The sequence below is a fragment of the Cellulosimicrobium sp. KWT-B genome, assembly GCF_002127155.1.
In the GTDB taxonomy this organism is placed as follows: Bacteria; Actinomycetota; Actinomycetes; order Actinomycetales; family Cellulomonadaceae; genus Cellulosimicrobium; species Cellulosimicrobium funkei.
In genome coordinates, this window is the sequence record NZ_NEDO01000005.1 from 23,850 (window position 1) to 37,744 (window position 13,895).

Sequence of the window (13,895 nt, forward strand, 5' to 3'; positions counted from 1 at the left end):
TCGGGCGCGGTGCGCCTGGCCTCGGCTCACCTCGTCGCGCCTCACTTCGCCTCCGCGTAGTGGTCGACGACCGCGACCGTGAGCGGGAAGTCGACCGGGAAGTCGCCGAACAGAAGGCGACCCGCCTCGGCCGCCGCGGCGCGGACCTCGTGCGCGACCGTCTCGGCGAGCTCGGCCGGCGCGTGCACGACGACCTCGTCGTGCAGGAAGAAGACGAGGTGCGCCCGGTCGGTGAACGGGGCGGGCGCCGCCCCGGGGGTCGCGGCGAGGGGCAGGTCCCACAGCCGCCGCCGGATCGACGCGAGCCAGCACAGCGCCCACTCGGCGGCGGTGCCCTGCACGACGAAGTTGCGCGTGAAACGACCCCAGGCCCGCGTGTACGACCGGGCCCGCGCCTGCGCGTCGGCCCCGGACGCGGCGTCCTCCGTGGCACCGACCTCGTCGACCGCGTACGCCCCGTCCTGCGCGGCGTGCCACGACTCGCCGGGGCGCGGGGAGCTGCGGCCGAGGAGCGTCGAGACGACCTCCCCGCGCTCGCCGGCCTGGGCGGCGCGCTCCACGAGGCCGATGGCGTCGGGGAACGCCTTCGCGAGGCGCGGGAGCACGAGCGCGCTGTCGCCGGTCGTACCGCCGTACATCGCGCCGAGCATCCCCACCTTCGCGTGGTCGCGGGTCGCGACAGCGCCCGACGCGACGATCCCCGCGTACATGTCGCCGCCGCGACCCGCGGCGGCCATGCGCTCGTCGTGCGCGAGCCCGGCGAGCACGCGCGGCTCGAGCTGCGCGGCGTCGGCCACGACGAGCCGCCAGCCCGGGTCCGCGACGACGGCGCGCCGCACCTGCTTCGGGAGCTGCAGCGCTCCCCCGCCGCTCGACGCCCACCGGCCCGTGACGACCCCGCCCACGACGTACTCGGTACGGAACCGGCCGTCGTGCACCCAGGTGTCGAGCCACGCCCAGCCGTTCGCCGTGAGGAGCCGCGCGAGCTTCTTGTACTCCAGCAGCGGCTCGACGACGGGGTGGTCCGTGCGCTCGAGCTCGCCCTTGCGCAGGGACCGCACGCCGACGCCCGCGTACTGCAGCGCCTTGAGCAGGTCGGGGTGGGAGTCGGGGTTGAGGGTAGGCGGCGCGTCCAGCGCCGTGCGGATGCGTGCGACGAGCTCCTCCATGCGCGCGGGCCGCTCGCCCGGCCGGGGCCGTGGTCCGAGCTCGCCGCTGAGGATCGCGTCGTGCACGTCGGCGCGCCACGGCACGCCCGCGTGGTGCATCTCGGCGGCGACGAGCGCGCCCGCGGACTCGGCGGCGAGCAGGAGCCGCAGCCGCCCGGCGGCGTCCGGCCCGTCCGCGGCGGCGACGGTCGCGAGCTGGTCGCGGAGCTCGGCGACGGGGTCGAGCCGCACGCTCGGGCCGTCCTGCGCGCCGAGCTCGAAGAGCCCGACGGGCTGCCGCGGCGCGGACGGGTCGCGCCCGGCCGGTACCGCGACGAGCGCGTCCCACGGCCCGGGGTCGCGCCGCGCGAACGGCGTGCCCGCGACGAGCCGCGAGCGTCGTAGCAGCACGTGGGACAGACGCAGGTCGTGCGACCGCTCCACGCGCCGCCCGGCCGTGAGCAGGGGCGGGTACCACCGGTTCGTGTCGTCCCAGGTCTCGCGGACCGGGTCCGCCGGGCCGTCCGCGACGTGCTCGACCCGGGCCCGTCCCGGCGAGCCGACGTGGACGGCGTAGGTGCTCACGCGCTCGCCTCCCGTGCTCGGGGCCCGGGGTCGGGCGCGGCGGCCACGGCGCGCGCGAGCGCCCGGCCCCGGGACGCGACGAAGCCGGCCCGCAGGAGCCGGGCCGCGTCGGGCTCGTGCGCGACGAGGCCGACCGTGGCGGCGAGCGTCGTCGCCCCGAGGTCGTCGGCGGTGCGCGCGGCGCGCGCGAGCGCGCTCGCCTGGTGCGGCGTGAGGTGTCGGCGCCCCGTGGCGGCGAGCGCCACGACCGTGTCGAGCAGCGTGTCGCACACGTCCTCGACGGGCGTGGGCACGACCACCTCCCGCGCGTGCGTGCCGGCACGCCCGCGCAGCGACCGGACGCGGGCGCGGAGCCGCGTCCAGGGGGTCGACCACGCCCGGTGGTCGTACGCCGGCGTCAGCGTCGGGACGACGACGTCGAGGCCCTCGCCCGGGCGGTCGACGAACAGCCCGACGGCCTCGTCGCGCCGCGACGCGAGGTCGCGCTCGACGGCGACGGCGACCACGCGCCGGCTCCCCGCCGCGACCCCGAGCAGGGTGTCGCACGCCGCCTCGTCCGCGGCGTCGACGCGCACGACCGTCTCCGCGCCGTCCGCCGCGACCAGCGTCCAGGTGAGCTCCTGGGCGACCTCGTCGAGGCCGATCGCCCCTGCCTCGCGCACCATGACGACCCGCACGGCGGCGGGTGTCCGGCCGAACCCGGCCTCGGCCCGCGGCGGGGTCGTCGCTGTGCGGGCCGCGACGTCACGGAGCTCGTCGGCGTCGAGCGCCCCGAGCGGCTCGACGGCGGGCCCCTCGCCCGCGCGCAGCCCCGTGTCCGCCCGCTCGGTCGCGCCGCGGAGCGCGAACGGGCCGCGGCACAGCGCCTCGACCGAGCGGCCCCAGACGAGCGGGAGGTCCCACGAGCGCCGGAAGGTCGGGTCGGCGCCCGGCGGGCGGCCGGTGGTGACCGACCGCACGCGCCCGGCGTCCGCGTCCCACAGGTGCACGGTCACCCCGCGCGCGCCCGACGCCGCGACCCACCACCGCGCACCGAGCGGCACGACCCGCGCCAGGTCGGTCGGGCGCTCGTCGGGCGTGCCGGCGTCGGGCGGCGGCTCCGCCTGCACGTACGCCCACAGCTCGGCCAGGGCGAGGAGGCAGTCCGTCTCGTCGACCGCGTCGCGGCGGTCCGCGAGCGCCTCGAGCCGGCCGACCGCGGACGTGACGAGACGCTGGACCGCGGGCCGTCGGCCGAGCCGCGCCACCACGCCCGCACCGCGCAGCTCCTCCAGGTCGTCGCGGCCGACGTGCGAGAGCCCGACGTCGAGCAGCCGCTCGACCGCGCGGACGACCTCGTCGGCCACCGCCCGGGTGTCGGGGACGCCCGTGGCACGCGGCGTCGCGGCGACCCGCTCGGGCCAGGGCCACGGACGGCCGTGCGCACGCCACACGTGCACGAGCGCCTCCAGCCGCCACCGGCGCTCGTCGGCGTCGCTCCACGCCGCCCCCTCGCGGGCCACGAGAATCCCCGGGAACCCCGCCCCCGCGACGTACGTGACGCGCGGCGCGCCGGGCCACGAGACCTCCGCGCGCGGGCCGTCGACCGCCACCTCCACGGGCGGCCCACCGACCGCCCCCTCCACGGGGAGACCGTCGACCGACGCCTGCGCGGGATCAGCGGGCACCGTCTCGGCGACCGCCCGCACGACGGCGGCGCCCGCGGCACGGTGCACGACGCGCGGGTCGAGCGCGAGGATCTCCGCCACCGGGTCCGGGGCGGGAGCGGACGGCGTCGCGCCGTCACCTGCCGCGGCGGGAGGCGGCGCGGGTGCGGCACCCGTCCCCCGCGCCCACAGGCTCGCGGCCACGACGTGCTGGCACGTGCCCGGCGTCGGGCACGCGCACCGCGCCCCGGCGGGACCGCGCGCGTCGAGCTCGACCCGCACCCCGCCCACGGACACGACGACGCCGTCGGGGCGCGCCTCGACCGGCTCGACGCGCCCGGCGGCGACGTCCTTGCGGGCGCGCCGCACGAGGCCCGGGCTCGCGAGCGTGGCGAGGGCGTCGTCGTCGTACCCCGCATACACCGCGGCCCACGCACCGAGCCCGGCGCCGGCCCCGCTCACGGGAGCACCTCGCCGAGCCACTCGGCGAACCGCTCCGGCGTGAGCGCCGCGATCTCCATGCCCTGCTCGGCGAGCCGGCGCGCGACGCCGCGGTCGTACGCGGGGTTCGCCTGCCCGTCGAGGGCCGCGAGCCCGAGCAGCCGGACGCCCGACGCGTGCAGGCGCCCCACCGCGGACACCAGCTGCGACACCGAGCCGCCCTCCTCGAAGTCGCTGACGAGCGCGACGACCGTGCGCCGCGGGTCGCGCACGTGCTGCTCCGCGTACCGCACGGCGCGCGCGATGTCGGTCCCGCCGCCGAGCTGCGCGGTGAGCAGCACCGTCACCGGGTCGTGCGCGAGGTGCGACATGTCGACGACCGCCGTGTCGAACAGCACGAGGCGGGCCGTGATCCCCGGCAGCCCCGCGAGGATGCCCGCGCTCACCGCGCTGTAGAGCACCGAGGCCGCCATGGACCCCGACTGGTCGACGAGCAGCACGACGTCGTACGACAGCGCCCGGCGCCGCCGCGCCGAGAAGCGCAGGTCCGTGACGACCAGGCGCCCGCGCTCCGGGTCCCAGCGGCCGAGGTTTGCGCGGACCGTAGCAGCGGCGTCGAACGTGCGGCTCGACCGCACGAACGAGCGACGGGTCCGGTCCCGGCGCCCGTCGACGGCCGTCTCGAAGCGGGGGCGCAGGCGGCGCACCACGTCCTCGACGACGCGCGCGACGATCCGTCGCAGCCCGTCCTGGACCTGCGGCCCGAGCCTGCCTCGCACGCGCAGGAGCGCCGACGCCAGCTCGGTGCTCGGCTCGACGGCCTCGACCGCCTGCGGGTCCGCGAGCAGCTCCGTCATGCCGTACCGGCCGACCGCCTCGACCTGCATGCGCTCGAACGTCTCGCGCGGGAACAGCTCGCGCGCCGACCCCAGCCAGTCGAGCCCCTCGACGACCGACCCGCCGCGGCCGCCTCCGCGGCCCCTGCCCCGGCCGTCGTCGGCGTCTCCCCCGGTACCGTGCCGGTGGCCGCGCGCGGTGTACTCGCGGTCGTAGAGGTGCCCGAGCGTGCGGTCCAGCGACTGGTCCGGCGGCGCCACGGGCAGCGTGTCGCCCGCGTAACGGCCCAGCACGAGCCGCCAGCGCCGAGCGGCCTCCTGGTCGTCCGCCCGCCCGGCCACGCCGAGACCGTCACCCGCCGTCACGAGGCGCTCCCGCGAGCCCACGCGCCCAGCCCGTCCCGCTCGAGGACGGCGACGAGCTCGCGCTCCACCACCAGCGCGGCCCGCAGGTCGTCCTCCGAGACGTGCACGCGCCGGTCCAGCGCGTCCGCGCGCGTCCCGGTGCGGGCGGCGACGCGCTCGGCGAGCCGGTGCGTCTCGGTCGGCCGCAACCACGTGAACGCGCGCCGCAGGTCCGGCAGGACCGCTCGGAACGCGTCCTCGTCGAGACCACGCAAGCCCTCGTCGACGGCGTCGAACATCTCCGGCGTGTGGAGCAGCAGGTCCGGGGCCGCGCGCAGGACCCCGCCGAGGAACGCCGTCGCCGCCACGGGGTCCGCGCCGGGTACGAGCTGGGCCCGCACCCGCTCGACGAGCCCGCGGTCGCCGGGCTCGTCGTCGAGCTCATCGTCGACGGCGGCGAACGCGGTGAGCGCACCGCGCACCGCCGGGGACGCGTCGGCGTCCTCGCGGACGCGCGCGAGCGCCTGTCCCACCGTCGCGGCTGCCGAGCCCGGTCCGTCCCGGCCCGCGCCGCGCACGTCGCGCACGAGGGACCGCAGCGCGACGAGGCACGCCAGGGCGTCGTCCTGCGTCGTCGCGTCGGCCGCCGCGAGGTCCGGGACCAGGTACGCGGCCGTGGCCAGCCCCTGCTCCGCGAGGTCGAGCAGGGCCTCCGCGTTGTCGCCCAGCTCCAGCTCGACGCGCGCCCGCCACAGCGCGACGAGCCGTCGCATGCCCGCGACGACGGACGCGAGCGACGGGTCCACGTCGAGCGTGGAGCGCACGAGCGCGACGAGCGGGGGCAGCCGCTCCGGGAGCCCGACGACGACGCACTGCGCGACGAGGCGCGCGACGGCGTCGCTCGAGCGCTCCTCCCGCGCCCGCTCGCGGGCGTCGTCGAGCAGCGCGACCGCGACCGCCTCGAGCGTCGCCCCGCGGTGGGAGAGCTCGACGAGGCGCGCCTCGACGAGCGGCGTCCACGCGTACGTCCACTCCTCCAGCACGAGGCCCAGCCCGCGGCCCGCGACGTGGTCGGGGCCCGAGACCCGGCGGGCGAAGCCCAGCTCGAGGAACGCGCACAGCGCGAGGAACCGGCGCCGGTCGCGGTGCGCGGCACGACGGCGGGCGTCGAGCCGCACGGTGCGCGGCACGGCGTCGGACACGTCGAGGCGCAGCGCCCGGGCGCGGGCCCGCGCCTCCTCGACGAGCGGCGGGGCCGCACCGCCCGGGGCGACGTCGCCGAGCGCGCGCCCGGCGAAGACCTCGGCGACTGCGAGACCGAGCGGGCGGTCGCCCGCGGCGTCCAGGTCGTCCGGGTCCTTCACGTAGCACGAGGTGATCGCGTCGAGCAGGTCGGTGCGGCACGGCCAGGGCCGTTCCCGCAGTGCCGCGAGCCGGTGCGCGTGCTCGACGGCGGCCTGGGACTGGGCCACGCTCAGGAGGGCCCCGCGCTCCGACGCCCCGCGCCCGACGTCGACCAGGACCCCGGTCGCGGCGGCAGCGGGCCCGGCCGGGTCGTGGTGCGCGGACCAGAGCCGGTCGTAGTAGCCCGGCGCGGGCATGCCCGCGCCGTACCCCCGCAGGGCGTCGAGCCGCTCGTCGTCGTAGCGGACGAGCCACGCGGGGGCGTCGGCGAGGTCGCCGTACCCGTCCGCGGGGCGCCGCGCCACGACCGCCGCGCCGTGCTCGCTCCCGACGAGCGCCTCGACGAGGGCGAGCGTGTGGAACGCCCCCGTCACGACGACGACCGGCCCGTCCGCACGCGCGGCGTGCTCCGCGACGCGCGCGGACATGCGCGCCTCGCGGTCGAGCGAGCCGTCGGCGGCGAGCGCCTCGTCCTCGTAGTCGAGCCGCGCGAGTGCGGCCCACGCGAACACGTCGTCGACGAGCTCGCGCCAGTCGTGCAGGCGCGCCGTCTCGCGCGCCTCGAAGAGGTGGTCCCACAGCTCGTCGTGGTCGCGGCACCCGAGCCGCTCCGCGAGCCGGGCGACCGTGCGCGAGTGCGCGAGGTGGCGCTCCGCGAGGACGGTCCGCGCGGCGGCTCCCCCCTCGTCGTCCTCCTCGGCCGCCCGCTCCCCCCACGGGGAGTCGACGAACGCGAGCTCCGCGCCCGCCGCGTGCCCCGCACGCAGGGCGACCCACTCGGGCGAGTACCGCGCGAGCGGGTAGAAACCCGCGGCGCGCACGCCGCCTCCCGCGGCGTCCGCGAGGTCGCCGGCGAGGCTGAGGACCGCGACGGGCGGGACCGTCCGCTCGTCGAGCAGCGCGGGCAGGAGGTGCGTGTACTCCTCGGGCCCCTCGACGAGCACGACGGACGGCCGGACCTCGGCGACCAGCGCGGCCACCGCGACCGCGCAGGCGGGACTGTGGTGGCGTACCCCGACGAGGTGCACGCCGTCGCGCTCGCGCAGCAGCGCGAGGTCGTGGGCCGCCTGGCGCAGCCGCGGCGGCGCGGCGTCCCACGCGGCGCGCAGGGCTACCGCCACAGGTCGCCCGCCGCCGTGAGGAAGTCCTTCCAGCGCGCGTCCGACCGCGCGCGCTCCCGCACCACGTTGTCCACGTAGTGCCGCAGCCGCCGCGAGTCCTCCTCGTCGCCCTTGAGCGCGACGCCGCCCACCTGGCGCGCGACCTGCCCCGCCGTGACCGTGCCGTCGCCGAGGTAGCGCGCCTCGAGCGACGCGGCGATCGCGACGTTCACCGCCTCCGCCGTCGACATCACGGTCTCGGGGCGCTTGACCGGTGCGCCGCTCGCCGTCGTGCCGGTGCGCAGGTCCTGGAACACGGTGACGAGCACCTCGAGCACGTCGCGGTCGAGCACCGGTCGGTCTTCGACGGGCCCGAGCTCGGCGGTGAGGCGCGTCTCGACGAGCTCGATCTCGAACGCGCGGTCGCGGATCGGCGCGACCGTCTCGAAGTTGAAGCGCCGCTTGAGCGCGGCCGACATCTCGTGGACCCCGCGGTCGCGCAGGTTCGCCGTGGCGAGCACGTTGAACCCGGGCCGCGCTGCGACGCGGGCGTCGGCGCCGAGCTCGGGGACCATGAGCTGCTTCTCGGACAGCACGGAGACGAGCGTGTCCTGGATCTCCGGGGCGCAGCGCGTGATCTCCTCGAACCGCGCGACGCGCCCGCTCTCCATCGCACGGTAGACGGGCGACGGGACGAGCGAGCGCTCGCTGGGCCCTTCCGCGATGAGGAGCGCGTAGTTCCACGAGTACCGCACGTGGTCCTCGCTCGTGCCCGCGGTGCCCTGCACCGTGAGGGTCGACGTGCCGCTCGCGGCCGCCGCGAGCAGCTCGGACAGCAGGGACTTGGCCGTGCCGGGCTCACCGACGAGCATGAGGCCCTGCCGGCCGAGCAACGACACGACCGCGCGGTCGACGAGCGGGTCGTCACCGAAGAACTTGCGGCTCACGCCCAGCTCCCGGTCGCCCACGACGAACGCCCGCACGGCGCGCGGGCTCAGGCGCCAGCCCGGCGGGACGTCGGCCCCGCGTCGGGCGTCGGCCTCGGCGAGCGCCGCGAGCTCGTCGGCGTACCGGACCTCCGCCGGCGGTCGCAGCTCGGCGAGCGCCGGGGGCGCCTGCTCGTCACCGGTCGTCGTGCTCGTCACCCGGGCTCCTCCTCGGTCCGATCGTGGGCTCCGTGCCCGTGGTCCTGCGGGTCAGCGTAGGAGCCGCTTCCCACACTCCCGGCGGCCGCGCCGCGGGAGCGGTCGTCGACGGGTTCGGCGGCCGTGCGCGTCACGGGGGCGCTCTCTCCACCGGTCCAGGCTGCGCCCGTGGCGCGTCCCGCCGGGACCACGCGGTGCGGGTCGGCCTCCGCGTTCACGACGCCGCCCACGAGCACGACGATGCTCGTGAGCCAGCCCCAGAGGACCCCGGCGAGGACGAGGCCGAGCATCTGCCCGGCCGCCTGGACGACCGCCGTCGTCCCCGCCTCGGAGCCCGGCGCCGCCGGTCCCGCGAGCCGGACGTAGAGCCCGAACCCCCAGGACACGAGGAGGACGCCGCCGGTCCCGACGGCCGCGCCCGGCAGGCACCGCCGCCACGTCGTGTCGACGTTCGGTGCGTAGCGGTAGAGCAGCGTGAGGTACGCGCCGCAGACGAGCACGACGGTCGGCCAGCGCAGCACGTCCCACGTCTGCCGGAAGGCCGCGTCGAGACCGAGCCGCTCGGCCAGGTCGGCGCCGTCGCCCAGGAGCGGGCCGACGACGACGAGCGCGACGACGGACACCGCCGTGACGATCGCGCCGAGGGCGAGCGCGACCCCCAGGACGTACTGCGCGACGACCCCGCGGCGCCGCTCGACGCCGTACGCGTCGTCCAGGGCGCGGACCGCGGCACGGAAGACGCGGCTCGCGAGCCAGAGCGCGACGAGGAACGACCCGACGGCGAACCCGGTGCGCTGCTCGTCGAGCAGGCTGTCGACGAGCGGCGCGACGACGGAGGTCGACACGTGCTCGGCGAACACCGTGGTGAGCCCGCCGACGATCGACGAGCGGATCGAGTCGACGGTGTCGTCGCCGAGGAGCGGGCGCAGGAAGCCGAGGCTCGACCCGATCGCGGTCGTCAGCGGGATGAGCGAGATGAGGCCGTAGTACGACATCTCGGCGGCGAGGCCCGTGACGCGCACCCCGGCGACGCGGAACGCCGAGCGGGCGGCGACGTCGACGACGCGCACGCCCCGCACGCGCGGCCCGGTGCGCGCCGCGGCGGCGAGCACGCGGTCCTGCCACGGCACCCGGCCCGCCGCGCGCTCGCGCCGCCGCTCCGTCCACGGGCGGACCACCGCTCGCGCGCACCACGTACCGGCGGCGACCGCGCCGGCCGCGACGGGCACGCTCGCGAGCGCGCCGAGCGCCCGGGTCCCGCCGTCGTCCGCGGCGACGGCCACCACGACGACGACCGCCCCGACCCCCGCGAGGGCGAGCAGCGTCGACGTCGCCGTGCTCACGGCGGACCGGACTGCCGGCGACCGGCGCGCGAGCACGGCGACGAGCAGCCAGGCGAGGGTCGCGACGACGATCACGGGGCGGCGCCGCCGCTCACGGGAGCGTCCGCCGGGTCACCACTGGCTCTTCCGCTCCCAGTCGGGGTCGAACGACCCCGCCTCGGCCACCGCCACGTAGTCGCGGTACGCCTCCGCGACGAGGACGGGCGGCAGGTCCGCGATCCGCGCGGTCCCCCTTCCGGAGCCGCGGCCCGTCCGCTCGAACGTCAGCGCCGTCACCGCGGCCGGGATGTTCTCCTCGGGGACGAACGACCCCGTGAACTCGATCTGCACGACGATCCCCGCGCTCGTGAACGCCTTGGTGTACGCGCTGAACCACCCGCCGTCCTCGGCCTGCGAGCGGGAGTAGCCCCGCTTCGTGGCGCGCCCGCGGATCGAGAAGGTGTCGGAGAACCAGCCCTTGTGGTCGTCGATCGTGGTCGCGCCCGCGGGGACGTCGGGCGTCGCGACGTCGAGCTGCGCGAAGAGCGGCGTGACCTCGTAGTCCGCCAGGTGCGCCGTCCAGGCCGCCGTCGCCTCCGGGCCGAGCAGGACGGCGTGCGCGAGCCCGACCGTGGACTCCGCCCCGAGCTCTACGTCCTCGTCGTCGACGTCGACGAGCGCGCCGCCGTCGGGCCGGAACGGGCGGGCACCCTCCGTCCCGGGGTTCTCGACCCAGACGAGCCGCTCGACGAGGCGCGACATCACGGGGTGACCGAGGAGGTACTCCTGCCACTCCGCCGCCGTCCACGTGCGGCCCACGCACATCGCCTCGTAGAGCCGCTGGGTCTGCAGGGCGACCACGGCCTTGAGCTCCTTGCGGCTCGCGGTGAGCTGCTTCTTGGCTGCCGCGACGAGCTCGGGGTCGTCCTGCGCCCGGGGCGACGGGAGCGCCTTGACCACCTTCCCGGCGTCGCTCGTGAGCTCGAGCGTGAACGCGGGGGTGATGCGCCCGACGTACTCCCGGGAGCCGAGATCGAGATGGAGCAGGCCGTCGTCCTCGAAGCCCGCGGTCTGGACGGTGCGGTCGGCGAGCTGGTCCGCCGTCCAGCCGCGCCGCTCCGCGAGCTCGGCCGCCAGGCGCTGCGCGGTCTCCTGGACCGTGGCCTGGCGGAACCGCCGCGAGACGGCGAGGAGCTCCTGGATCGCGGCCGGCTGCCCGTTCGCCGCGAGCGCGTGCACGAGCGCCTCGGTCTGCGCGCGACGCCCGACGTGCGCCTTCGCGTAGCGCTGGAACGTCGCGGCGAGCTCGGCGCCCGGCATCGCGACGGTCAGCGCGAGCAGACCCTTGTCCTTGACCGCCGAGCCGACGTACGTGGCCTGGTGCTCGCGGTACAGGTCGCGGTGGTGGTCCTCGAGCGACTTGGACGCCTCGACCGAGTAGTGCTCGGGCGCGCGCTTGGCCCACGCCTGGTACTGGTCGTACCGCAGCTGGGCACCGGCCGTCGCGTACGCGTCGCTCTCCTGCGGCGAGGGGTTGCGCGTGTCCTGCGCGACCCAGGCCGCGAGCACGTGGCTGCCGAGCCGGGCGCGGTCCTCCTCCTGGAGCAGCGACAGGTACCGCTCCAGCAGCCCGGCACCGCTCGGGTCCTTGAGCTTGACCGCGAGCACGACCCACCAGCGCAGGACCGTCGGGTCCACCGGCGAGCCGTCCGCCGCCCAGCGGGCCGCGGGCAGCGCGTCGAGGTCGAACCACGCCATGCTGACCGGCTTCTTCGCGCGCAGGCCCTTGGTCGCCTCCGCGAGCAGCGCCGCGGGCGCGAGGTCGGCCGAGATGTCCTCGCCCAGCGCCTCGAGCGCCGTGAGGAGCGCGGCGCGCACGACCTCGCTGCGCTCCTTGCCCAGCGCGGCGCGCAGCGCAGGCACCGCCTCGGCGTCGCCGAGCCGGGCGAGCCACTCCGCCGCGCTGCGGCGCACCTCGGACCGGCCGTTGCCCAGGCCCTGCTCGGCCAGCCCGCGCACCCCGGGGTGCGTGCTCAGGGCCGCCTGCGCCGTCGCGCGATAGGTGCGGCCCTCGCCCAGCGCGAGCTCGGTCAGGCGCGGCAGGAACCGGCGCGGGACCTGCGGCAGCTGTGCGAGCACCGCGAGCGCCCGGGCCGGCTTGGCGCTGCCGTACGTGCGCTCGCGGTCGTCGAGCGCGGCGGCGAGCCGGTCGAGGTGCCCCGCGTAGTACGGCCACGCGTGCTCGGGCGTCACCGTGTCGGCCGCCCACCAGGTCGAGAAGTACAGCTCGTCGACCAGCTCCCCGGCGTCGTCGCGTCCGACGCGCCGCAGCGCCTCGTCGAGGACGCGCAGGTCGACGTCGAGCAGGTCGCCCTCGTGGAGCCGGTACCAGCCGAACCGCTCGCTGCGCCCGCGCCCCTCGTTCCCCTGCAGCCGCAGCCGGTGCAGGAGCGTGATGCCGGGGAGGCGCGAGAAGACGCCCGGCGCGGACAGCCTGCGCATGACGACGCCGCCGGGGCGCCGGGTGCTCGTCCCGGACAGGAACGCCGCGAAGACCCGGAGGTCGTCGTCGGTGATGCCCGGCAGCTCCTTGAGGTCCTGCTCGACGGTCAGACGGCGCCACCGCGGCCACCCGTCGTCGTCCTTCTTCCCTGCGTGCGCCGCGTGGTCGGCGCGGGCGCGCTCGAGGGCGGTGTCGATCGCGGCCCGCGCGGCCCGCACGAACTCGTCGCCGAGCACCGTCTCCGGCAGCGGCTCGAAGGGCGGCACGTCGATCTCGGGCTCGTCCTCCTGCGCGGCGTCGAGCACACGCGCTCGCTCGACGGTGTCGCGCAGCAGCGTCGCCCGGGCGCCCGTCGACCGCTCGGCCGCGTCCTCCAAGGCGGCCAGGCCGCCCTCGACCTGGGCGAGCCGCGTCACCACGGCGCCGAGCCGCGAGGCCGGGAGCGACGTGAGCAGAGGGGCGAGGAGCTCGCGCTGGCGCGCCGCGGGGAGCGGGACGAGCGCGGCGACCGCCGCCTCGCGCACCGCCTTGCTCGTGTCCGCGGCGAGCGCGGCGAGCAGCGGGGCGAACGTCTCGGTCGCCGCCGGGTCCGCCGCGACGAGCGCCACGAGCTCACCGCGCCCCGCGGCGCTCACCCCCGGCAGCACCCGCGTCGCGACGTCCAGGTGCGCGACGACGAACTCCCGCGCCGGGTCGCCCAGCAGCGCCGGGCCCAGGTGCCGCGACGCCCAGCCGGCCGACGCCGGCCGCTCGAACAGCTCGCGCAGCACCACCGCCGGCGCGTCCGCCTCCGGCACGCCGCCCTCGACCGCGAGGGCCACGAGCAGGTCCGGCGTCCAACGGTCGGGCGCGCCCCTGCCCTTCTGCCCGTGCCGGCGTTCGTTCGCGCGCCGCGACATGTCGTTGACGAGCGTCGTGAGCCAGCGCGGGTCCGACGCCCGCTCGCGGTCCACCTCGGACGAGACCGCGCTGAGGACGCGGCCGAGGCGTACGAGCTCCGGGACGGTGACGGAGTCCGAGAGCGTGTAGAGGTTGGAGCGCGCCGTGACCGCCTTGGCCGACGTCCACCCCGGCACGGCGGCCTTCAGCCGGTCGTCCTGGGCAGGGGTCGTCCACGAGTACACCCCGGACTGACCGGGACGGCCGAGGAGCGCCTCGACGTCGCCACCCCGCAGCGCCTCCAGCTCGAGCAGCACCTCCGGTCCCTCGCCCCGGTGCACGTACGCGACCGCACGGTCCGCGAGCTCCGGCGACGCGACCGCGAGCACCTTCAGGGCGTCGACGAGCCGAGCGCTCGGGCGGTCGCCTCCCGTCTGCCCCTCGTCACGCCGGAACAGACCCTTGACCTTCTCGAGCACCCTCTACCTCACCGTCACGTCGTCGCTGCTGGTGGGCCCGATGCTAGGGGCGGCCGCCGACA

Annotated in this window: 7 protein-coding genes; all 7 read right to left on the reverse strand. The window is 77.4% G+C overall.

What is annotated here, in order from left to right:
* Positions 1-41: 41 nt before the first annotated feature.
* Genes B9L22_RS15545 through B9L22_RS15575 form a run of 7 tightly spaced genes read right to left on the reverse strand, consistent with a single transcriptional unit; the run spans position 42 to position 13,833 of the window.
* Positions 42-1,733 (reverse strand): bifunctional 3'-5' exonuclease/DNA polymerase, encoded by a 1,692-nt coding sequence (locus tag B9L22_RS15545; RefSeq protein ID WP_086151072.1) that lies wholly within the window; start codon positions 1,731-1,733, stop codon positions 42-44.
* Entirely contained in the window at positions 1,730-3,841 is a 2,112-nt protein-coding gene (locus tag B9L22_RS15550) for a hypothetical protein (RefSeq protein WP_086151073.1), read from the reverse strand. The genes B9L22_RS15545 and B9L22_RS15550 overlap by 4 nt, the downstream gene beginning before the upstream one ends.
* A complete protein-coding gene (locus tag B9L22_RS15555; protein ID WP_233140184.1) occupies positions 3,838-5,022 on the reverse strand; it encodes a VWA domain-containing protein in 1,185 nt (394 codons plus the stop codon). Before B9L22_RS15555 ends, B9L22_RS15550 begins: the two co-directional genes overlap by 4 nt.
* A complete protein-coding gene (locus B9L22_RS15560) occupies positions 5,019-7,526 on the reverse strand; it encodes a DUF5682 family protein (RefSeq protein WP_086151074.1) in 2,508 nt (835 codons plus the stop codon). Before B9L22_RS15560 ends, B9L22_RS15555 begins: the two co-directional genes overlap by 4 nt.
* Positions 7,517-8,650, reverse strand: a complete 1,134-nt coding sequence (locus tag B9L22_RS15565; RefSeq protein WP_086151075.1) for an AAA family ATPase — start codon at positions 8,648-8,650, stop codon at positions 7,517-7,519. Before B9L22_RS15565 ends, B9L22_RS15560 begins: the two co-directional genes overlap by 10 nt.
* Positions 8,647-10,068, reverse strand: a complete 1,422-nt coding sequence (locus B9L22_RS15570; protein WP_086151076.1) for a YihY/virulence factor BrkB family protein — start codon at positions 10,066-10,068, stop codon at positions 8,647-8,649. Before B9L22_RS15570 ends, B9L22_RS15565 begins: the two co-directional genes overlap by 4 nt.
* Positions 10,069-10,104: 36 nt before the next feature.
* Positions 10,105-13,833, reverse strand: coding sequence for a DUF4132 domain-containing protein (locus B9L22_RS15575; RefSeq protein ID WP_086151077.1), 3,729 nt, complete (start codon positions 13,831-13,833; stop codon positions 10,105-10,107).
* Between the last annotated feature and the right edge of the window lie 62 nt (positions 13,834-13,895).